At 62.9% G+C, this 19782-nt stretch carries 21 protein-coding genes; 6 read left to right on the top strand and 15 right to left on the bottom strand.

Annotated elements, in window-relative coordinates:
- Nucleotides 1-7: 7 nt before the first annotated feature.
- The 6 genes from FFS37_RS10875 to FFS37_RS35745 form a co-directional block, all read right to left on the bottom strand.
- Complete coding sequence (locus tag FFS37_RS10875) at nt 8-796, bottom strand: outer membrane protein (RefSeq protein WP_137930950.1); 789 nt, start codon at nt 794-796, stop codon at nt 8-10.
- A gap of 96 nt (nt 797-892) precedes the next feature.
- A complete protein-coding gene (locus FFS37_RS10870; RefSeq protein WP_137930949.1) occupies nt 893-1831 on the bottom strand; it encodes a lysophospholipid acyltransferase family protein in 939 nt (312 codons plus the stop codon).
- Nucleotides 1832-1914: 83 nt separating this feature from the next.
- Entirely contained in the window at nt 1915-3891 is a 1977-nt protein-coding gene (gene thrS, locus FFS37_RS10865) for a threonine--tRNA ligase (protein WP_137930948.1), read from the bottom strand.
- Nucleotides 3892-4038: 147 nt separating this feature from the next.
- Complete coding sequence (gene blaOXA, locus FFS37_RS10860; RefSeq protein WP_137930947.1) at nt 4039-4857, bottom strand: class D beta-lactamase; 819 nt, start codon at nt 4855-4857, stop codon at nt 4039-4041.
- 129 nt (nt 4858-4986) lie between these two features.
- Nucleotides 4987-5373, bottom strand: a complete 387-nt coding sequence (gene yidD, locus FFS37_RS10855) for a membrane protein insertion efficiency factor YidD (protein WP_137930946.1) — start codon at nt 5371-5373, stop codon at nt 4987-4989.
- Between the two features lie 81 nt (nt 5374-5454).
- Nucleotides 5455-5613 (bottom strand): hypothetical protein, encoded by a 159-nt coding sequence (locus FFS37_RS35745; RefSeq protein WP_171026242.1) that lies wholly within the window; start codon nt 5611-5613, stop codon nt 5455-5457.
- 91 nt (nt 5614-5704) lie between these two features.
- Between FFS37_RS35745 and FFS37_RS10850 the strand changes: the two genes are divergently transcribed.
- Nucleotides 5705-6622 carry a LysR substrate-binding domain-containing protein gene (locus tag FFS37_RS10850; RefSeq protein WP_137930945.1) on the top strand — a complete coding sequence of 306 codons (918 nt, stop codon included), beginning with the start codon at nt 5705-5707 and terminating at the stop codon, nt 6620-6622.
- Nucleotides 6623-6644: 22 nt separating this feature from the next.
- Here FFS37_RS10850 and FFS37_RS10845 read toward each other — a convergent pair whose 3' ends face one another.
- Both FFS37_RS10845 and FFS37_RS10840 read right to left on the bottom strand, forming a co-directional pair.
- The gene (locus tag FFS37_RS10845) at nt 6645-7118 is read right to left on the bottom strand and encodes a cell envelope integrity protein TolA (protein WP_137930944.1); all 474 of its coding nucleotides are present in this window, start codon (nt 7116-7118) and stop codon (nt 6645-6647) included.
- A gap of 23 nt (nt 7119-7141) precedes the next feature.
- The gene (locus FFS37_RS10840; RefSeq protein ID WP_137930943.1) at nt 7142-7588 is read right to left on the bottom strand and encodes an iron-sulfur cluster assembly scaffold protein; all 447 of its coding nucleotides are present in this window, start codon (nt 7586-7588) and stop codon (nt 7142-7144) included.
- Nucleotides 7589-7828: 240 nt separating this feature from the next.
- Here FFS37_RS10840 and folE point away from each other — a divergent pair, with 240 nt between their 5' ends.
- From folE to FFS37_RS10820, 4 genes are all read left to right on the top strand, one after another.
- Nucleotides 7829-8461 (top strand): GTP cyclohydrolase I FolE, encoded by a 633-nt coding sequence (gene folE, locus FFS37_RS10835; RefSeq protein ID WP_137930942.1) that lies wholly within the window; start codon nt 7829-7831, stop codon nt 8459-8461.
- Between the two features lie 42 nt (nt 8462-8503).
- Entirely contained in the window at nt 8504-8965 is a 462-nt protein-coding gene (gene hisI, locus FFS37_RS10830; protein ID WP_137930941.1) for a phosphoribosyl-AMP cyclohydrolase, read from the top strand.
- An 84-nt stretch (nt 8966-9049) separates the two neighbouring features.
- Nucleotides 9050-10021, top strand: coding sequence for a patatin family protein (locus FFS37_RS10825; RefSeq protein ID WP_137930940.1), 972 nt, complete (start codon nt 9050-9052; stop codon nt 10019-10021).
- Nucleotides 10022-10172: 151 nt separating this feature from the next.
- Nucleotides 10173-10718: a dihydrofolate reductase family protein gene (locus FFS37_RS10820; protein WP_232375623.1), complete on the top strand. Its 546-nt coding sequence runs from the start codon at nt 10173-10175 to the stop codon at nt 10716-10718.
- Nucleotides 10719-10772: 54 nt separating this feature from the next.
- Here the strand turns inward: FFS37_RS10820 and recJ are convergent, their stop codons facing one another.
- The 7 genes from recJ to FFS37_RS10785 all read right to left on the bottom strand — a co-directional run bounded on the left by recJ (nt 10773) and on the right by FFS37_RS10785 (nt 17823).
- Entirely contained in the window at nt 10773-12554 is a 1782-nt protein-coding gene (gene recJ / locus FFS37_RS10815; RefSeq protein ID WP_137930938.1) for a single-stranded-DNA-specific exonuclease RecJ, read from the bottom strand.
- A gap of 191 nt (nt 12555-12745) precedes the next feature.
- Nucleotides 12746-13729, bottom strand: a complete 984-nt coding sequence (gene glpX, locus FFS37_RS10810; RefSeq protein ID WP_137930937.1) for a class II fructose-bisphosphatase — start codon at nt 13727-13729, stop codon at nt 12746-12748.
- Nucleotides 13730-13931: 202 nt separating this feature from the next.
- Nucleotides 13932-14099, bottom strand: coding sequence for a Thivi_2564 family membrane protein (locus tag FFS37_RS10805; RefSeq protein ID WP_013531988.1), 168 nt, complete (start codon nt 14097-14099; stop codon nt 13932-13934).
- Nucleotides 14100-14179: 80 nt separating this feature from the next.
- Nucleotides 14180-14536 carry a hypothetical protein gene (locus FFS37_RS10800; protein WP_137930936.1) on the bottom strand — a complete coding sequence of 119 codons (357 nt, stop codon included), beginning with the start codon at nt 14534-14536 and terminating at the stop codon, nt 14180-14182.
- A gap of 107 nt (nt 14537-14643) precedes the next feature.
- Nucleotides 14644-15957, bottom strand: coding sequence for a homoserine dehydrogenase (locus FFS37_RS10795; RefSeq protein WP_137930935.1), 1314 nt, complete (start codon nt 15955-15957; stop codon nt 14644-14646).
- Between the two features lie 139 nt (nt 15958-16096).
- Entirely contained in the window at nt 16097-17314 is a 1218-nt protein-coding gene (locus FFS37_RS10790) for an LL-diaminopimelate aminotransferase (protein ID WP_137930934.1), read from the bottom strand.
- Nucleotides 17315-17376: 62 nt separating this feature from the next.
- Nucleotides 17377-17823, bottom strand: a complete 447-nt coding sequence (locus tag FFS37_RS10785) for a hypothetical protein (RefSeq protein WP_232375622.1) — start codon at nt 17821-17823, stop codon at nt 17377-17379.
- A 43-nt stretch (nt 17824-17866) separates the two neighbouring features.
- Between FFS37_RS10785 and phaC the strand changes: the two genes are divergently transcribed.
- Nucleotides 17867-19702, top strand: a complete 1836-nt coding sequence (phaC, locus tag FFS37_RS10780; protein ID WP_137930933.1) for a class I poly(R)-hydroxyalkanoic acid synthase — start codon at nt 17867-17869, stop codon at nt 19700-19702.
- Nucleotides 19703-19782 lie beyond the last annotated feature (80 nt).

The raw sequence follows: 19782 nt of genomic DNA, 5'->3' as shown, positions 1-19782 counted from the left end.
TGGCCGCTCAGTTGAAGTGATAGTTCAACCCAAAGTCGACGATCTGCTCATGATAGGCAGACGACGCGGTGAAAACGATTGGCGTATTCGAAGTTGCGTCGAAGGATCGTTTGCCGAGATCGACATAGAGGTACTCGGCCTTGATGCTCCAATTCGGCGTCAGCATCGTCTCGATGCCGGCCCCCGCTGTCCATCCCAGTTTGATACCTGACGAAGTCTGGTCAGCGCAGATAAAAGCATTCACCAAACAACCCGACGTTACATCTGTCGTATTGAAGTTCAGGCTGGTCTTGCCGTAGGCCAGACCACCTGTCGCGTAGAGCAACCATTGCGGGTTGACGAGATAGCCGGCGCGACCACGCACAGTTCCGAACCAGTCGATTTTCTTGCTGACGCCGGTCTGCGTGTCGTCAAATCCAGACGGCGTGGTCGTGACCGAGGACGATCCTGTGATACCTGAAGCGTTAAAGTCCGCCTCGACGCCAACAACCCAGCCCGACGGCAATTGCCAGTTGTAGCCAGCCTGACCACCGCCGAGCAGGCCGCGCGCCCCTGGCGAAAGCGACGTGGGGAAAACACCAGCGTTGGCCGCAGCCCCCAAAAAGCCGTCAAGTGCTGGATCCGTCGAGCTTTCGGACAGGCCAACCGAACCCGGAGCCCAGCCATAGCCGACGTTCGCACCGATATAGGTGCCGGTCCACGACGGCTCCGCAGATACGGGGAGGTCGGCCGCACTGGCGAACCCAGGCGCCGTACCCCATACGACTGCCAGAACCAGCCCCGTCACGACGCGCATTGGAATGGCCTCCACCCGGCACTTGCGTACCAAATCCTACAGCCAATGACTGTGACCGTTTGGAGACTCGCGCGAAATATCCGACGTCGCGTAAACCTATGCAGCCAGCTTCGCCCGTGCCGGCAGGAAGGGAATCCGGCGGCGCGGCAGCTGCGGCGCCAGATCGAACACACCGCGGTAGAGCCGGTCGAGCAATGCCTTGCGATCGCGCAACGGCTCCAGTTCGCTCCAGCTCAGCACCTCGCCGACGCGGACGTCGATCGCCTTGCCGGACAGCCGCGCGAACTCGTGGATGAGCATCGAAAGACGCAATGTCAGCGAGGCCTTGCCGACGAATTTGGCCACGCGGCCGTCGCGCTCGGCCATGTTCATCGGTCCGCTGATCAGATGGAACAGCCGGCCGTTCTGCCCAGAAAAATGCATCGGAATGACCGACGCCTTGGCATCCTGGACCAGACGTGCCGGAAACATCTTCCATGGCAGGTCGCGCGCCCGGCCAAAGCCTTTCGGCGCGGTGGCGACGCCACCGGCGGGAAACACCACGATGGTGACGCCCTCCTTCAACAGCCGCACCGCTTCGTGGCGCACGGCCATGTTGTTCTTCAGCGCATCCTTGGTCTCGGAAAAGTCGATCGGCAGCGAATAGGGCTCCATCTCCCGGATCTTGAGCAGATCCTTGTGGATCATCACCCGGAACGGCCGCCCCAGCTGCTCCACCAACGAGAGCACGGCGATGCCGTCGCCGATGCCGAACGGATGGTTGGCAACGATCACCAGCGGCGTGTCCGGCAATGGCGCGGGCGGCCATTGGTCGGCGGTGCGTATCCGCACGTCGATCAGGTCGAGCATGCGGCTGAACACGCGCTCGCCTGTCGGCACCACCTGGCGGCGCCAGAAATCATAGAGGGCGGCATACCGGTCGCGCCCCGACAGGCCTTCAATGGAATGAATGACCCAGCGCGTCAGCGCCGGCTGATGCGGACTGGCATAGGAAAGCTCGGGAAACGGTTTTTCGCGCAATTTCAGCTTGAGCATGGAGATTCGTTACAAGCCCGGCGTGACAGGGATATGAAAATGGCGGTGGATCGCTCCACCGCCATCTGCAAAGTGTTGAACAATCAGGCAGCGCGCTTGCGCCGGCGATCGGGCGTGACCGCCTCTTCGGTCAGCTGTGCGATCGCCTGGGCAAGTCCAAGCGATTCCTGGTCACGCGAGCCGAGCCGGCGGATATTGACCGTCTGTTCCTCCGCCTCGCGTTTGCCGCAGACGAGGATGACCGGAACCTTGGCCAGCGAGTGCTCGCGGACCTTGTAGTTGATCTTCTCGTTGCGCAAATCGGCTTCCGCCAGCAGCCCGGCGGCCTTGAGCTTTGCCACCACCTCGGTTGCATAGCCGTCTGCCTCGGAGGTGATCGTCGCCACCACCACCTGCAGCGGCGCGAACCACAGCGGGAAATGGCCGGAATAGTTCTCGATGAGGATGCCGAGGAAGCGCTCCATCGAACCGCAGATGGCGCGGTGGACCATGACCGGCTGTTTCTTCTCCGAATCCGAACCGATGTAGAAGGCGCCGAAGCGCTCGGGCAGGTTGAAGTCGACCTGCGTCGTGCCGCACTGCCATTCGCGGCCAATCGCGTCCTTCAACACATACTCGAATTTCGGTCCGTAGAAAGCGCCCTCGCCCGGATTGATCGAGGTCTTGATCCGATTGCCGGACCTTGTCCTGATCGTCTCCAGCACGCTGCCCATGATCGCCTCGGCATGGTCCCAGGCCTCATCGGTGCCGACGCGCTTGTCCGGCCGGGTCGACAGTTTGACGCTGATCTCGTCGAAGCCGAAATCGGCATAGGTCGACAGGATCAGGTCGTTGATGCGCAGGCATTCCGCCGCCAGTTGCTCCTCGGTGCAGAAGATATGCGCATCGTCCTGCGTGAAACCGCGCACGCGCATCAGACCATGCAGCGCGCCCGATGGCTCGTAGCGGTGCACATTGCCGAATTCCGCCAGCTTTACCGGCAGGTCGCGGTAAGACTTCAACCCGTGCTTGAAAATCTGCACGTGGCCCGGGCAGTTCATCGGCTTCAGCGCGAAGACGCGGTCGTCATCGGTGTCGTCGCCGGCGACGGTCACCTTGAACATGGCGTCGCGATACCAGCCCCAGTGACCCGAGGTCTCCCACAGGCTCTTGTCGAGCACCTGCGGGGCGTTGACTTCCTGATAGCCCTGCTCATCAAGGCGGCGGCGCATGTAATTGACCAGGTTCTGGAACATCTTCCAGCCCTTGGCATGCCAGAAGACGACGCCCGGCCCCTCCTCCTGGAAATGGAACAGGTCCATCTCGCGGCCAAGCTTGCGGTGGTCGCGCTTCTCCGCCTCCTCCAGCATCGTCTGGTAAGCTTCGAGTTGCGCCTGGTCGGCCCAGGCCGTGCCGTAGATGCGCGTCAGCATCGGATTGTTCGAATCGCCGCGCCAGTAGGCGCCCGCCACCTTCATCAGCTTGAAGGCATTGCCGATCTGGCCCGTCGAGGCCATGTGCGGGCCGCGGCAAAGATCGAACCAGTCGCCCTGGGCGTAGATCTTGAGATCCTGGTCTTCGGGAATGGCATCGATCAGTTCGAGCTTGTAGCGCTCGCCCTTGTCGGAGAACACCTTCCTGGCTTTCTCGCGCGTCCAGACTTCCTTGGTGAACGGCTTGTTGCGCGCGATGATCTCCCGCATCTTCTTCTCGATCACCGGGAAATCATCTGGCGTGAACGGCTCGTTGCGGGCGAAATCGTAATAGAATCCGTTCTCGATCACCGGCCCGATAGTGACCTGCGTTCCCGGCCATATCTCCTGCACGGCTTCGGCCAGCACATGCGCCGTGTCATGGCGGATGAGTTCCAGCGCGCGCGGGTCTTCGCGGGTGATGATCTCGACCTTTCCGGACTTGCCAAGCGGATCCGAGAGATCGCGCACGGTGCCGTCGATCGCATAGGCAACGGCCTTCTTGGCCAGCGACTTCGAGATCGATTCGGCGAGGCCAGCGCCGGTCATTGCCGCGTCGTAGTCGCGGACGGAGCCATCGGGAAATGTCAGGGAAACGGAATTCAGCATCGGGTATCTCCTATCCAGTCCCGCAAACGAGCGCGGGTGGTAAAATGCAGATATCGGCGGTTTACCGCCGAGTCTGCACAGAGTTAGCCGGAGGCGTCCGGCGGCGGCAGTCTTTTATGAGCAGATGGCGCCGCCGTAAAGCCCGGCTCACTTAATCAGCTGCGGCAGATCCTTCAGGAATGCGGCCCGTGTCGCGAGGCCCTTCGGCATATCGGTCCGCTTCGTATCGACGACGAGCCGGGCGAACACGATCTGGCGGCCGTCTTTCTGCGCCCAGCCGACGAACCAGCCGAGCGAGCGCTTGTCCTTGCCGGCCTCGCCGAGCCTGGTGCTGCCGGTCTTGCCCTGAACCGCCCAATCGCCGGCCTTGAAGCTCGGGATGATGGCCCGCGTCATTTCATGGGCCTTGGCCGACACGGGCATCTTGCCGGCGAGCATCTGGCGCAGGAAGGCAACCTGTTCGACCGGCGTGATCTTGAGCGAGGAGTTGACCCAGGAACGGGTGAGCCCATCGTCCTTGCCGGGATTGCCCGAAACGTCTGAATTGCCGTAGTTGAATTTCGATACATAGCCGGCAAACTTATCGGCGCCGAGCCTGCGGGTGATCTCGCGCGAGAACCAGATGATGGAATCACGCTCCCAGATCGTCGGGTCGACGGTTTTCTGGTCTCGCTTCACGGCGTTGAACTCGGGCTTGTAGTCCCATGTCGGCGTGTGCTCGTCGCTCAGGATTCCAGAATCGTAACCGATCAGGGAAAGCGGCACCTTGAATGTCGAGGCCGGACTGAACCGCTGGTCGCAGACGCCGTCCTGGTAAAGCGTCTTGCCGCTCGCCGCGTCGGCGATCAGCGTGCACTGCACATCGCCAAGCGGCGCCGATTGCGCGCGCATCGGAAATCCCAGCAGCCAGGCAAGCAGGAACAGCACGCCAGCCAGGATAAAGGGGAGACGGTCGACATTACGCATGGGGATGCTCGCTTCTGAAGGGGTTCGCGAGCTGGCTTAGCGAGGTGTCTTGTCTCGAATTTGTCTCAAATGCGCAGTCTTTGTGCAGGCTTGCGTTAACCCTACCGGATCGTAAACGCAGACTGCCGCTCAGCCGTGACCAATGCCGTCGTTCCCGGCGCGCTTGCTGCCGATCCGCCAGTAGCGCCAGGGCATGAACCAGACGTAGCGGTCCGCCAGCACTTCCGGAACCAAATCAACCCCGTGCGTGCCGAACGGCCCGCAGCGCAAAACCCGGAAAAAACCCATCCAGCCGCCGGCCCACAGGCCATGGCGGGCGATCGCCTCATGGGCATATTCCGAACAGGTCGGCAGATGCCGGCAGGAATTGCCGACAAAGCCGGACAGCGTCAGTTGATAGAGGCGCACGAACGAGGTGCCGAGAAGACGCCCCGGCGTCTTGCGCCACGGGCCGGGCCAGTTGCGGCCGCGCCTCGGCGGCGCGGCTCTATGCGCATGCCCGTGCTGGTCGTGCACCGAAATCTCCGCGTCGCGAACTCCCAGCGATAGATGTGAGCTCGCGACGCAGAACGCAATCCCCGCCCCCTTCCCCCCGTATCACGGGCGCGACCGGCGAAGCGGCCGCCTGGCCACCGGATACGACCACCTGTCCGGATTGGCGGGCTCCTCGCAACGCATGGCGTGATGGGTCTCGTCTCGCCACTGGAACGTCGCGATCCGCATGACGTCGCCGAAAATGTTGAGGAACTGGATCATGGTCGGTCTCCTTTGAGGAGATTAGACCGCCGCTGGCCTTCGCCTTCAAACGAGTATAATTTCCGCTTCGGATAATCCAGGGTTATGCGAAATGAAGCGCGGACGCTTGCCTTTGACGGCATTGAGGAGCTTCGAGGCAGCTGGGCGGCACTTGAGCTTCAGCAAGGCCGCCGAGGAGCTTTTTGTCTCCCAGGCGGCGATCAGCCGGCAGATCCGCGAACTCGAGACGTTTCTGCGCCAGCCCCTGTTCGAACGCCACCACCGCCGTGTGGAATTAACGGATATGGGAGAGCGCCTTCTCGCTCAGTTGATCCGCAGTTTCGACAGCATCGACAGGTTGCTGTCCGAATTGATCGCCGCCCCTTTGCAATCGGTGGTTCGCGTCAGTGTCGAGCCGTCGCTTGCTTCCGTCTGGCTGGTGCCCCGGCTCAACCGGTTTCGCCAGTTACGGCCCGATATCGACGTCTCTCTGGAAGTCGATCCGCGCCTGGTCGAGTTCCGTGGCGATCAACCCGAACTCGCCTTGCGCTTCAGCCCACACGCCACCTCATGGCCGCGCACCGAGGCCGAGCGGCTGGCATCCACCGTCGATTCGCCGGTTCTGTCACCTGCCCTTCTCGCTTCGGGCCCGCCCCTCGATAAGCCGACAGACCTCCTTCGCTACACGCTTCTGCACGAGGAGAACCGCCAGGGCTGGGCACGGTGGTTCGAGGCGGCCGGCGTACCTGCCGAAGCGGTGCCGGCGCGGGGCCCGATGCTGGCGGACGCATCGCTGTCGAAGCAGGCCGCCTTGCTCGGACATGGCGTGGCGCTTGGCGATCTCCTGCAGATCGGCGGCGAGGTCGCGGCTGGAACACTGATCAAGCCGTTCGGTATCGAGGTTGCGTCAGGCGCCTATTGGCTTGTGGCCAGAAGTCTGCGCGACCTCCCGGAGCCGGCCGCTGCGTTCGCCGACTGGCTTAGAAGCGAATTTGCCGAAAGCCGGCGGGCGCTGGAGGCAAAGCTCTAACTGTCCCCGAGCGGGCTCCAGGCTATTTTGCCTTCCTGTATTTTTCGAGAAGCTTGTCGATGTCGTCTGCCCCGACGGCCGAAGGTCCGCCCGTTGTGTCCGGTACCGGGTTGAATGTCAGCACGACATCGCGCCACATATCATACTGAGCCGCGTAGGAAGCCAGCCCGGGAAACGGCGCGCAGCGCGTGATCGCCCGCACGGCGGCCTCTGCGACCTTGTCTGGTGACGGTGTAGCGGGGCCGAGGATCTTGGGCGGGCCGGCGAGCGAACCGTCCTTGTTCAGGCTGATCCGGACACGCGTAACGCTGGTGGTATCTGCCGGCATGTTCCAGCACACCTGGATAGCCTTCATCAGATAGTCGCCGATGTCGCGCGTGAGCGCGACGTCGGCGCGGCTGGTGCCGCAACTCGACACGAACGCGCCGGCGAGACCCGAAACGAAAACCAGCTGGTGGAAAGAACGGGATCGCGGGCCGCCGCGAAGTTCGCGCATCGTGGGAAGAGGAAATCCCACGCTCAGGCTGTTTCTTCGGCGTGCTTTTTCTCGATCTGGCCGATGGCGTCGACCACCGCGTCGAAGGTCAGCATGGTCGAGGCATGGCGCGCCTTGTAGTCGCGCACCGGCTCCAGATACCGGAGGTCGGCGAAGCGGCCTTCCGGCGGCGCACCGTTCTCCTTCAACATCTTCAGCATGGTCTCGCGCACCGCGCGCAATTCCGCGGCACTGGCGCCGATAACATGCTGCGCCATAATGGAGGACGACGCCTGGCCAAGCGCGCAAGCCTTCACGTCGTGAGCGAAATCGGTGACGATGCCGTCCCTCATCTCGAGGTCGACGGTAACGGTCGAACCGCACAGTTTGGAATGCGCCTTGGCGGTCGCGTCGGGGTGATCGAGCCGGCCGATGCGCGCGATGTTTCCGGCAAAACCGAGAATTTTCGCGTTATAGACGTCGTTGATCATTATTTTCCAATCCGTCGCCGCCAAGCGAACAGCGATTGCCGCTGCCGTGTCTTCCTTTCGCTCGCCACGCCCTTATATAATGCTGGCAGTCCGGTAACGACAAGGCGATGAGCGCCGCTGTCCAGGCCGGGAAGTTCACGCCGCTTACGGGGCTGGAAACGGGGCGAGTTTCCGACACCGAAAGGTCGTGGTCCGTTCAACTCGTCCCTCCTGAGAGAGGGACTACGGGAGACGCCTTTTATGGATGCCGTCATCAAGAAAATCATGCCCCAGTCCGCCTACATGGAAAAGCCGGTCACCGACCGGCCGAGCGAAGCCGAAGTCGAAGCCGCCGTGCGCACGCTGCTGCGCTGGACCGGCGACAATCCCGACCGGGAAGGCCTGGTCGACACGCCCCGGCGCGTGGCAAAGGCCTATCGCGAAATGTTCGGCGGCTATGACATGTGCCCGGCCGAGGAACTTGGCCGCACCTTCGAGGAGGTCGCCGGCTATGACGATCTCGTCATCGTCAGGGACATCCAGTTCCATTCGCATTGCGAGCACCACATGGTGCCGATCATCGGCAAGGCGCATGTCGGCTATCTGCCCGATGGCAAGGTTGTCGGCCTGTCCAAGATCGCGCGTGTCGTCGACATCTTCGCCCACCGCCTGCAGACGCAGGAGGCGCTGACCGCGCAGATCGCCGGTGTCATCCAGGATGTGCTCAATCCGCGCGGCGTCGCCGTCATGATCGAGGCCGAGCACATGTGCATGGCCATGCGCGGCATCCGCAAGCAAGGCTCCACCACACTGACCTCCACCTTCACAGGCGTGTTCAAGGATACGCCCGAGGAGCAGGTTCGTTTCGTCACCATGGTGCGCGGCGGGGTGTGAGCCCCATGCCGGCATCGCGGTCAGCAGGAAAATAGACCGGCAATGTCGGCACTGGAATTTCCCAAAGCTCCGTCAGACAAGCAGGCCCTCGAAGAAGGCGCGACGTTCTCGCCGCGCTTTGATGCCGCGGGCCTCGTGACCGTTGTCGTCACCGATGCAGAAGACGACATGCTGCTGATGGTCGCGCATATGAATGCGCAGGCACTCGCACTCACACTGGAAACAGGCATCGCCCACTACTGGTCGCGTTCGCGCAACGCGCTTTGGAAGAAGGGCGAAACCTCGGGCAATTTCCAGCATGTCGTCGAGATGCGCACCGACTGCGACCAGGACGCATTGTGGCTTCGCGTGAAAGTGTTGGGCCACGACGCAACCTGTCATACAGGCCGGCGTTCATGCTTTTACCGGACGGTGGGGCTGGTCGACGGCAAAGGGACGCTTGCCGACGACGGCAGCAAGCCGCTGTTCGATGCCGAGACGACGTATCGAAAGCCATCAGCGTGAACCTTCTGCCTCACATCAACCACACAGATTCATCATTTCGATACGGCCCGTCCGTATATTAGCCTTGGGACAAGGGAGATCGTGATGCTCGAATGGGCGTCATTGCGTAACAGACCAGATGTCAGGGAGGCCAACGGCCTGTCCTCATCGGGCGGCGCGTCCGAAACCAAACCTCCCAAGAAGACAGGCATCTCGCTCGCGCTCGGCGGCGGCTGCGCCCGGGGTTGGGCCCATATCGGCGTGCTGCGTGCGCTCGACGAAGCCGGGATCGAAGTCTCGATGATCGCCGGCACCTCGATCGGCGCGTTGGTTGGCGGCTGCTATCTCGCCGGCAAGCTGGATGAGTTGGAAGAGTTCGCGCGCAGCCTCACCAGGCGGCGCATCTTCGGCTTGCTCGACCTCAACCTGCGCGGCAACGGCCTTTTCGGCGGCATGAAGCTCGACGCCCGTCTGCGTGAACATGTGAACGGTATCCGTTTCGAGGATCTGCCCAAGCCGTTCGTCTGCGTGGCGTCGGAGATCCGCACCGGTCATGAGATCTGGCTGTCGAGCGGTTCGCTGATAACAGCCATGCGCGCATCCTATGCGCTGCCTGGAGTGTTCGAGCCGGTCAATTGCAATGGCCGCGTGCTCGTCGACGGCGCACTGGTCAATCCGGTGCCGGTGTCGGTCTGCCGCGCCTACGAACAGCCGCTGGTGGTCGCAGTCAATCTCCACTATGACCTGTTCGGCCGCGCCGCGGTGATCAAGCACAGTGCCGGCGAACTGGTCGTGGAAAAGGATGCGCCGCGTTCCGGCCACATGGACCCTGATCACCAGTCGCATCAGTCTCGCCTCGGCATCACCGGCGTCATGGTCGAAGCGTTCAACATCATCCAGGACCGCATCTCGCGCGCCAGGCTCGCCGGCGATCCGCCCGACATGTCGCTGCAACCCAAGCTCAGCCATATCGGCCTGACCGAATTCCACCGCGCCGACGAAGCCATCAAACTCGGCTACCAGGCGACAATGGCGCAGATCGGCGAACTGACGCGATTGCAGGCCGTTCTCGCCTAAGGCCCCATTCGAGACTTCTCGCAACCCTGCCGTCGTCACACGCCAGCAAACGCATCCTATTCTCTTCGTCACCACTGATTGCAACATACAATCGGTTATGGTCGTATGCCCAAGCGAAATGGAGGCGCAAATGGCCAGGATCATATATTCGATGCTGACGTCGCTGGACGGCTATATCGCCCGATCAGACGAGGACATCGGCCTGCCGATACCCGAGACGGACCTGCACCAGCACTTCAACGACATGATGACACGGTCCGCGACCGTCCTTGCCGGACGCCGGATGTATGAGACGATGATCTTCTGGGACAGCCCGGATCGGGAGGATGGAGCCACCGAAGTCGAGCGGGATTTTGCTCGTGCGTGGCGGCGAACGCCGAAGGTCGTGTTCTCGACCACTCTCAGGCATGTGGGATCGAATGCCCGGCTGGTGAGCCACGACGCCGTCGCCGAAGCGCTATCTCTCAAGGAGGAGATAGATGGGATGATCATCGTCGGCGGCGCCGATCTTGCCGCCTCTCTGGCACGGGCCGGCCTTATCGATGAATACCGGCTGTACGTGCACCCGGTCGTATTGGGCGGGGGAAAGCCGTATTTCCAGTCAGGGCTGTCGCTGCAGCTGAAACCGCTCGGCACGGAACGCCTGTCCCAGGGCGTGACGCTGTTGCGGTACGCGCCGGCCGGTTCAACCCCGTAGCTCTCTGTTTTGCGCAATTCCAGACGGAAGCCGGTCACGCTTCCTGAAATTGCCCTATGCCCGTGCCGCATCGACAATGCGAAACTGCACCGTGCGGTTGCCGTTCCAGTAATTGCCCGACAGCGAGCCGGCGACGTGCATCGTCTTGCCCCGGTTCTTGAACAGGAATTCGCCAAGCACCGTGTCGACGGCGCGAAAAGCCATTGCCTGGATGCGGCCGCCGCTCTCCGACTGCAGGTCGGCGCGGATATGATTGGTGCCGACGGGACGCGCGTCGACAAGCCGATGGCGCGGAAGGGCGAAAACCGGCGCGACATGCCCCGCGCCGAATGGGCCGGCCTTTTCAAGCGCATCGAGCAGCCCGAGTGTTGCGCCCTCCGCAGCAAGCGCGCCGTCGATCGCCAGGCTTTCCTCGTCCTGCAGCCGGAACACGTCGGCGGCGGCACGCTCCTCGAAGAAAGCCCTGAGTTCGCCCAGCTTCGCGCGCTCGACGGTTATCCCGGCCGCCATGCCATGGCCTCCGCCCTTTACGATGAGCCCGGCTTCCGCCGCTTCGCGGACCAGTCGTCCGAGGTCGAAACCCGACACCGAGCGGCCTGAGCCGGTGCCGATGCCCACAGCGTTGAAGGCGATGGCGAAAGCTGGACGGCGGGCATGGTCCTTCAGCCGCGAGGCAAGCAGGCCGACAATGCCGGGATGCCAGGTATTGCTGGCGGTGACCACGATCGCCGGGCCGCTGCCGCCGGCGAGCTCGGCATCGGCCTCGGCACGCGCCTGGGCCAGCATCTCCTGCTCCATCTGCTGCCGCTCCTGGTTCAGCCGGTCGAGCGTCTCGGCGATGGTGAGGGCCTCGACCGGATCGTCCGTGGCAAGCAGCCGGCTGCCGAGCGCGGCGTCCCCGATACGTCCGCCGGCATTGATGCGCGGGCCGATCAGGTAGGAGAGATGGAAGGTGCCGATCGGCTCGCCGATGCGCGAGACCCGCGCCAGAGCGGCAAGGCCTTCGTTCTTCTGCTGACGCGCCACTTGCAACCCCTTGACCACAAAGGCACGGTTGACGCCGGTGAGCGGCACCACGTCGCACACGGTGGCGAGCGCCACCAGATCGAGCATCGAAAGCAGATCCGGCATCGCGGCGCTGCCCTGCCCGCGCAAAACCTTCGCCGTCTGAACCAGGGCAAGGAACACGACGCCGGCGGCACACAGATGTCCTTGTCCCGAAAGGTCGTCGTCGCGGTTGGGATTGACGACGGCGAGCGCCGCCGGCAGCGCGCCGCCGACCTGGTGATGGTCAAGCACCACGACATCGGCGCCCGCTTCCCTGGCAGCCTCGACGGAGACGGCGCTGTTGGTGCCGCAATCGACGGTGACGATCAGCCTTGCCCCGCGCGAGACAAGTTCGCGCATGGCGTCGGGATTGGGGCCGTAGCCCTCGAAGATGCGATCGGGAATATAGATTTCGGAGGGTACCGAAAAATGGGCGAGGAAGCGCTTCATCAAGGCGGACGAGGCCGCGCCATCGACGTCGTAGTCGCCGAAGATCGCCACTTTTTCCTTCGCGGTCACCGCCGCCGCGATGCGGATGGCGGCTTTGTCCATATCGGTCAGCGAGGCCGGATCCGGTAAAAGGCTGCGGATCGTTGGATCGAGAAACCGCTCGGTCTGTTCGGCTGTGACGCCACGCCCGGCAAGGACGCGCGCGACGATGTCGGGCACGCCATGGCCCTGCGCGATGGCGAGCGCGATCATGTCCTGCCGCTCGGTCAGCCGGTGCTCCCAGGACAGACCGGTTGCCGACTGCCTGACATCGAGAAAAAGGCGCCTTTCGCCCGTCATGCGCTTTGCCAACTCATACATGGCCGCAGGATAGGCCAAAGGCTGGCAAAGCCAAGCGGGTCGCGCCGGCACGCGGTCGTGGGGATTTCAACAGAGACTACGCTTTCCGCCTTTCAGCCGCGCGCGCGGACAACCCGCCTGGCCGCGGCGCCAGATCGCTAGCAACTGCGATATGGCTGCGCAAGCCGGGTCTAGAACTTATCCAGATCCTGGTGCCGGGCCTTGATCTCGCGCACCGTTCGTGAGGAAGAACGCAGCACGATCGTGTGCGTGGTGATGTAGGTGCGGCCGAACTTGACCCCGGCCAGCATGTTGCCGTCGGTGACGCCGGTTGCCGCGAACAGCACGTCGCCACGCGCCATGTCCTCGGCCCGGTAGACCCGCTTGGGATCGGCAATGCCCATCTTGGCGGCGCGCGCGACCTTCTCCGGCGTATCAAGGATCAATCGGCCCTGCATCTGGCCGCCGGTGCAACGCAGCGCGGCAGCCGCCAGCACGCCTTCCGGCGCGCCGCCGGTGCCGAGATAGATGTCGATGCCGGTTTCGTCGGGATCGGTGGTGTGGATGACGCCGGCGACGTCGCCATCGCCGATCAGCCGGATCGCCGCACCCGTGGCGCGCACGGCGTCGATCAGCCTGGCATGGCGTGGCCGGTCGAGGATACAGGCAGTGATGTCGGTAACGGCGACGCCCTTGGCCCGCGCCAGGCTCGCGATGTTGTCCGCCGGCGAGGCGTCGATGTCGATGACGTCCTCGGCATAGCCCGGACCGATGGCGATCTTGTCCATATAGACGTCGGGCGCGAACAGCAGGCTGCCCTTCTCGGCGATCGCGATCACGGCGAGCGCGTTCGGCAGGTTCTTGGCACAGATCGTCGTGCCCTCGAGCGGATCAAGCGCGATATCGACCGCGGGGCCTTTGCCGGTACCGACCTCTTCGCCGATATAGAGCATCGGCGCTTCGTCCCGCTCGCCCTCGCCGATCACCACGGTGCCCTTGATGGCAAGGCGGTTGAGTTCCTGGCGCATGGCGTCGACCGCGACCTGGTCGGCCGCCTTCTCGTCGCCCCGGCCGCGCAGCCTGGCGGCCGCCACTGCGGCCCGTTCGGTGACGCGCACCAGTTCCATGGTGAGTATCCGGTCAAGGCCGGCGACGATGTTCTGGGCCACATTCATTTCGGCAAATCCTCGTTTCAATGCCGCCTCCCGCCGGAGGCGGGCTTGTTTTGTCAAACGAGCATGACAACGGCAAGACCTGCCGAGCGTTTTATCGAAACACAAACAATATCAATCGATTGAACCGTATTCTTGAAAAGATTCCGGCTCGGTCGCGACGGGCCGAGCCGGCTGAAACGCATCGGAATGCCGCCTTCGCGGCCTAGAAAACCGCGAGGTATTTGAGCAACGAAATGATGCCGATGATGATGACGATGACCTGGACGATCTGCCTCATGCGCCCGTCCAACGGCAGGCGCTGAACCAGATACAGCACAAGAATGATGACGAGGAATGTGATCAGAATACCGATCAGTGCAGATGATGCCATGTTGGCCTCCGCTGGATGTCTTGAATCTGGATGTCGTGAACGGTGGGACGAGCGGGCAAGGCCCGCTCAATCGGCCAGGATCAATACCAGCGGCGCGGCGCGTCGTTCATAGACTGGCCGATAGCCAGACCGGCCAGGAAGCCGAGCAGGCCTATCACGCCGACCACCGCCGTGGTGGTACCGGGGTTGTCGCGGGCAACCTCGGACACGACCTGGGCCTGGCTGCGCAACTGTTGCGCTGTCCGCGACGCGCGGGCGGCGGCCGTATCGTAGAAATGCGATGCCTGGTCCGAGGCCTCGTCGACAAGCTCGGCACTGCGTTCCGCCAGGCTCTTGTTGATCTTTGTTATCTCCTTGCGGAGATCCGCGATCTGCTTCTCCAGGGTTTTCTGGATGTCGTCCATGTGAGGGGTGTCGGACTTGCTGGTATCGGCCATGAAGCGGCTCCCTTGGTTGTTGACCAAGAGAACGGCTCCGACACGAATTCGTTCCGGCCGATCTGGACTGCCCGGCACGCGGCGCCGACGCGGTTTCTGTAGCGGGGCTACCCTGCCCGCTCGATGCGGATGACCTGCGGCTTGTCGGTCAGGTGACCATCCCTCGTGATGCCGTCGACCGCCTTGCGCACGGCGGCCTCCGTGGTCTCGTGCGTAACAAGGATCACGGTCTTCTGCGCTTCCGCCTCGCCGCCGACCGCGTGCTGGACGATCGATTCCAGCGAAATGTCGTTGTCGGCCATGCGCTTGGCAATCGCGGCGAACACGCCGATGCGGTCATGCACGGTCAGCCGGATGAAATAACCGCCGGCATGGCTGCGCATCTGCGCCTTCTTGTAGGGCCGCAGCTCCTTGGCCGGCCGGCCGAAGACAGGACCATGCTGAAAGCCGGGCCGGCTCTTGGCGATATCGGCGATGTCGCCGATAACGGCCGAGGCGGTCGCATTGCCACCGGCGCCGGGGCCGGAGAGCAGCAATTCGCCAAGGATATCGGTTTCGATCGCCACGGCGTTGGTGACGCCATGCACCTGCGCGATAACGGAGGCCGTCGGCACCATGGTCGGGTGCACACGCTGCTCGATGCCGCTGTCGGTGCGCTGCGCGACGCCAAGCAGCTTGATCCGGTAGCCGAGATCACCGGCGGCGCGAATGTCGGCCTGGGTGATGTTGGAGATGCCTTCCATATAGATATCGTTGGCAGCGATCTTCGTGCCGAAGGCCAGGCTGGTCAGGATCGACAGCTTGTGCGCGGTGTCGTGTCCTTCGATGTCGAAGGTCGGGTCTGCCTCGGCGTAGCCGAGCCGCTGGGCATCCTTCAGCACGACGTCGAACGAGACGCCTTCGGCCTCCATGCGCGTGAGAATGTAGTTGCAGGTGCCGTTGAGGATGCCGAAGACGCGTGTCACCGAATTGCCGGCCATCGCCTCGCGCATCGTCTTGATAACGGGAATGCCGCCCGCCACCGCCGCCTCGTAGTTGAGCAGCACGCCCTTCTTCTCGGCGATCTCGGCCAGTGCCACGCCATGCTTGGCAAGCAGCGCCTTGTTGGCGGTGACGACATGGCGGCCGGCTTCGAGCGCGGCCTTCACCGAAGAGCGTGCCGCCCCCTCATCGCCGCCGATCAGTTCGACGAACACGTCGATGTCGGCGGTCTGCGCCATTTTGACCGGATCATCGAACCATGCCGCCGAACCGAGATCGACACCACGGTCGCGCTTGCGGTCCCGCGCCGAGACGGCGGTAACGGTGACATCGCGCCCGCATTGGCGGGTCAGTTCCGCCGCCTTGTCACGCAGCACGCGCGCCACCGACGCGCCGACCGTGCCAAGTCCGGCAATTCCAACACGCAATGCTTCAGCCATGTCCGGCGACGTCCCTCAAGTCAGATCGAAATTCTAAAGCCCTTCAACGCTTCACGGAATCGCTGAAGGGCTCTAACTCTCTGTTCTTACGCAATTCCGGACGGAAAGCCGTTTCGCACTTTTCCTGGAATTGCTTTACTTACCGGTGGGCGGAAAGCGGCACCACATTGTTGGGCTGCTTGGCGCTGGTCGACAGGAAGCGCTTGATGTTGCGCGCCGCCTGGCGAATCCGGTGCTCGTTCTCGACCAGGGCCACGCGCACGAAATCGTCGCCATGTTCGCCGAAGCCCACACCCGGCGCCACCGCGACGTCGGCATGCTCGATGAGAAGCTTGGAGAATTCGAGCGAGCCCAGATGCCGGAACGGTTCGGGGATGGGCGCCCAGGCGAACATCGAAGCGGCAGGCGCCGGAATGGTCCATCCAGCGCGCCCGAAGGCGTCGACCATCACGTCGCGGCGCTTGTGGTAGACCTCACGCACCTCGGCGATATCGGCGCCGTCGCCGTTGAGCGCATGCGCGGCCGCCACCTGGATCGGCGTGAAGGCGCCGTAGTCGAGATAGGATTTCACCCGCGTCAACGCCGAGATCAGCCGTTCATTGCCGACAGCAAAACCCATGCGCCAGCCGGGCATTGAAAAGGTCTTCGACATCGAGGTGAATTCGACGCAGACGTCCATGGCACCCGGAACCTGCAGCACCGAAGGCGGCGGGTTGCCGTCGAAATAGATCTCGGAATAGGCAAGATCGGACAGGATGATGATGTCGTTCTTCTTCGCGAACGCCACCACGTCCTTGTAGAAATCGAGCGAGGCGACCAGTGCCGTCGGGTTCGACGGGTAGTTGAGGATGAGCGCCAGTGGCTTCGGGATCGAGTGACGAACACCGCGTTCCAGTGCCGGAATGAAGCCGTCATCGGGCTCGACCTGCAGCGAGCGGATGACACCGCCCGACATGATGAAGCCGAAGGCATGGATCGGATAGGTCGGGTTCGGGCACAGGATCACGTCGCCGGGCGCGGTGATGGCCTGCGCCATGTTGGCGAAACCTTCCTTCGAACCGAGCGTGGCCACGACCTGAGTGTCGGGGTTGAGCTTCACGCCGAAACGGCGGGCATAATAATTCGCCTGGGCGCGGCGCAGGCCCGGAATGCCGCGCGATGAGGAATAGCGGTGCGTGCGCGGATCGCGCACGACCTCGCACAATTTGTCGACGATGGCCTTGGGTGTCGGAAGATCGGGATTGCCCATGCCGAGGTCGACGATGTCGGCGCCGCGGGAACGGGCGCTGGCCTTGAGCCGATTGACCTGCTCGAACACGTAAGGCGGAAGCCGGCGGACCTTGTGAAATTCTTCCATGGCAGTTCCAGACAGCAAGGGGAGCCCCGCATATGTTAGGGCATTGGGCGCGCGCTATATACTCATTTGCAGGTAGGGTCGAGGGTTGGGTCGCATTTGCCTTCGATCTGCTTCAGCGTCTCGGGGCCATGCTGCTTGGCGAGATCGGTCATGGCGCCCTGACCGGCGACCTTTGGAGCGCCGCCCCTGGGGGCCTGGCCACTCTTGTCGGCCTTCAGTTGGGCGAGCTTGGCGTTGCGCTCGGCTTCGGTGAACTGCGGCGCCGCGACCTTGGGCGGAATGTTCAGGTTCGGAAAGGTGCCGGTATCCTTCGCGCCGGCATCCGATGCCATGGGCACCGGACCGCTTGTGCCCGTGCTGGAGCACCCGGCAACCCCGAGAAGGACGATCGCCGCGCCGACGCGGCAAAAGCGTGCGGCACCTAAAAAAACAGTCTCGCCAACATTAATCGTCATATTGTTTCCTTGGCAGCCGAGGTAAGCGAGATTGGACCCTGTCGGATGTCCCATGTTAATATGTCAAGAAAACGCTTCCGGAGGAACCCCGCGAACCATGTCCAAAACACCCGATTCGGGCAAAGCGGAAGATGGCGGACCTTCAACCGTCGAGCAATATCTGGTGAAGGATCCGGAACGCTTCGCGCTGAACATGGCGCGCATGATCGAACAAGCCGGCAAAGCGGCTTCAGCCTGGGCCGAGCCGCGCGAAAAGGGTGAGGTGCGCGACCACGTCGCCGAACCCGTCGTCGACATGGTCAAGACCTTCTCCAAGCTCAGCGAATACTGGCTTGCCGATCCGCAGCGCGCGCTCGAAGCGCAGACGCGGCTGTTCGCCGGCTATATGACCGTGTGGGCGAATGCCATCCAGCGCGTCAGCCCGAACGCCGAGGGCCAGGACGACGCGGTCAAGCCGGAGCGAGGCGACAAGCGTTTCCAGGACCCGGAATGGGGCCGCAATGCGTTTTTCGACTTCCTGAAGCAGGCCTATCTCGTCACATCGCGCTGGGCGAGCGAACTGGTCGACCATGCCGAAGGCCTGGATGACCACACCCGCCACAAGGCAAGCTTCTACGTCAAACAGGTGTCCAACGCCATTTCGCCGTCGAATTTCATCCTGACGAACCCGGAGCTGTTTCGAGAAACAGTCGCCTCCAACGGCGAAAACCTGGTGCGCGGCATGAAGATGCTGGCCGAGGACATCGCCGCCGGCAAGGGCGATCTGAAACTGCGCCAGGCCGACTATTCCCCCTTCGAGATCGGCCGCAACATCGCGACCACGCCCGGCAAGGTGATCGGCCGCAGCGATGTCGCCGAGATCATCCAGTACGATGCGGCGACCGAGACGGTGTTGAAACGCCCGCTGCTGATCTGCCCGCCCTGGATCAACAAGTTCTACATACTCGACCTCAACCCGCAGAAGTCGTTCATCCGCTGGGCGATCGAACAAGGTCACACCGTGTTCGTCATCTCCTGGATCAACCCGGACGAACGCCACGGCGCCAAGAACTGGGAAGCCTATATCCGGGAGGGCCTGCAATACGGCCTCGACACGATCGAGACGGCGACCGGGGAACGCGACGTCAACGCGATCGGCTACTGCGTCGGCGGCACGCTTCTGGCAGCCGCGCTGGCATTGATGGCCGCAGAAGGCGACGACCGCATCAAGTCGGCGACCTTTTTCACCACGCAAGTCGACTTCACCCATGCCGGCGACCTGAAAGTGTTCGTCGACGAGGAGCAGGTCGCGGCGGTGGAAAAGTCGATGAACGAAAAGGGCTATCTCGACGGCACGAAGATGGCGACCGCCTTCAACATGCTGCGCTCCGGTGACCTGATCTGGCCGTATGTCATCAACAACTATATGCGCGGCAAGGATCCCCTGCCCTTCGACCTGCTTTACTGGAACGCCGATTCGACGCGCATGGCTGCGGCCAACCACTCCTTCTATCTGCGCAATTGCTATCTCGAGAACAACCTTTCGCGCGGCACGATGGAGTTGGCCGGGCACACTGTCTCGCTCGGCGATGTCAAGATTCCGATCTACAATCTCGCTTCCAGGGAGGATCACATCGCGCCGGCGCTGTCGGTCTTCCTCGGCTCGAAATATTTCGGCGGCCAGGTCGAATACGTGATGGCCGGATCGGGCCATATCGCAGGCGTGGTCAACCCGCCCGCCTCCAACAAGTACCAGTACTGGACAGGCGGCGCGCCGACCGGCGACTTCAACCAATGGGTCGCCGATGCAACCGACCATCCGGGGTCCTGGTGGCCGCACTGGCAGAGCTGGATAGAGGCCAAGGACAATAGCCGCGTGCCTGCCCGGAAACCCGGCAAGCATATGAAAACCTTGGGCGATGCCCCCGGCACCTATGTGAAGGTGCGTGTGTAACGGACTGTAATGTCTGGTGAGTTGACGGCCCGGTAAAAGCGGGCGAAATGGTGGCGTCAACCATCGAGCGGCCGTAATTC

The sequence above is a fragment of the Mesorhizobium comanense genome (assembly GCF_005503535.1).
In the GTDB taxonomy this organism is placed as follows: domain Bacteria; phylum Pseudomonadota; class Alphaproteobacteria; order Rhizobiales; family Rhizobiaceae; genus Mesorhizobium; species Mesorhizobium comanense.
The sequence above is the reverse complement of the archived record's forward strand: the minus strand, read 5'-3'. Positions and strand labels throughout refer to the sequence as shown.

What these genes read in the sequence shown, in the direction of transcription:
- FFS37_RS10875 (WP_137930950.1), bottom strand. Translation starts at nt 796, where the DNA reads ATGCGCGTCGTGACGGGGCTGGTTCTGGCAGTCGTATGGGGTACGGCG.
- FFS37_RS10870 (WP_137930949.1), bottom strand. Translation starts at nt 1,831, where the DNA reads ATGCTCAAGCTGAAATTGCGCGAAAAACCGTTTCCCGAGCTTTCCTAT.
- thrS (WP_137930948.1), bottom strand. Translation starts at nt 3,891, where the DNA reads ATGCTGAATTCCGTTTCCCTGACATTTCCCGATGGCTCCGTCCGCGAC.
- blaOXA (WP_137930947.1), bottom strand. Translation starts at nt 4,857, where the DNA reads ATGCGTAATGTCGACCGTCTCCCCTTTATCCTGGCTGGCGTGCTGTTC.
- FFS37_RS35745 (WP_171026242.1), bottom strand. Translation starts at nt 5,613, where the DNA reads ATGATCCAGTTCCTCAACATTTTCGGCGACGTCATGCGGATCGCGACG.
- FFS37_RS10850 (WP_137930945.1), top strand. Translation starts at nt 5,705, where the DNA reads ATGAAGCGCGGACGCTTGCCTTTGACGGCATTGAGGAGCTTCGAGGCA.
- FFS37_RS10845 (WP_137930944.1), bottom strand. Translation starts at nt 7,118, where the DNA reads ATGCGCGAACTTCGCGGCGGCCCGCGATCCCGTTCTTTCCACCAGCTG.
- FFS37_RS10840 (WP_137930943.1), bottom strand. Translation starts at nt 7,588, where the DNA reads ATGATCAACGACGTCTATAACGCGAAAATTCTCGGTTTTGCCGGAAAC.
- folE (WP_137930942.1), top strand. Translation starts at nt 7,829, where the DNA reads ATGGATGCCGTCATCAAGAAAATCATGCCCCAGTCCGCCTACATGGAA.
- hisI (WP_137930941.1), top strand. Translation starts at nt 8,504, where the DNA reads ATGTCGGCACTGGAATTTCCCAAAGCTCCGTCAGACAAGCAGGCCCTC.
- FFS37_RS10825 (WP_137930940.1), top strand. Translation starts at nt 9,050, where the DNA reads ATGCTCGAATGGGCGTCATTGCGTAACAGACCAGATGTCAGGGAGGCC.
- FFS37_RS10820 (WP_232375623.1), top strand. Translation starts at nt 10,173, where the DNA reads ATGCTGACGTCGCTGGACGGCTATATCGCCCGATCAGACGAGGACATC.
- recJ (WP_137930938.1), bottom strand. Translation starts at nt 12,554, where the DNA reads ATGACGGGCGAAAGGCGCCTTTTTCTCGATGTCAGGCAGTCGGCAACC.
- glpX (WP_137930937.1), bottom strand. Translation starts at nt 13,729, where the DNA reads ATGAATGTGGCCCAGAACATCGTCGCCGGCCTTGACCGGATACTCACC.
- FFS37_RS10805 (WP_013531988.1), bottom strand. Translation starts at nt 14,099, where the DNA reads ATGGCATCATCTGCACTGATCGGTATTCTGATCACATTCCTCGTCATC.
- FFS37_RS10800 (WP_137930936.1), bottom strand. Translation starts at nt 14,536, where the DNA reads ATGGCCGATACCAGCAAGTCCGACACCCCTCACATGGACGACATCCAG.
- FFS37_RS10795 (WP_137930935.1), bottom strand. Translation starts at nt 15,957, where the DNA reads ATGGCTGAAGCATTGCGTGTTGGAATTGCCGGACTTGGCACGGTCGGC.
- FFS37_RS10790 (WP_137930934.1), bottom strand. Translation starts at nt 17,314, where the DNA reads ATGGAAGAATTTCACAAGGTCCGCCGGCTTCCGCCTTACGTGTTCGAG.
- FFS37_RS10785 (WP_232375622.1), bottom strand. Translation starts at nt 17,823, where the DNA reads ATGGGACATCCGACAGGGTCCAATCTCGCTTACCTCGGCTGCCAAGGA.
- phaC (WP_137930933.1), top strand. Translation starts at nt 17,867, where the DNA reads ATGTCCAAAACACCCGATTCGGGCAAAGCGGAAGATGGCGGACCTTCA.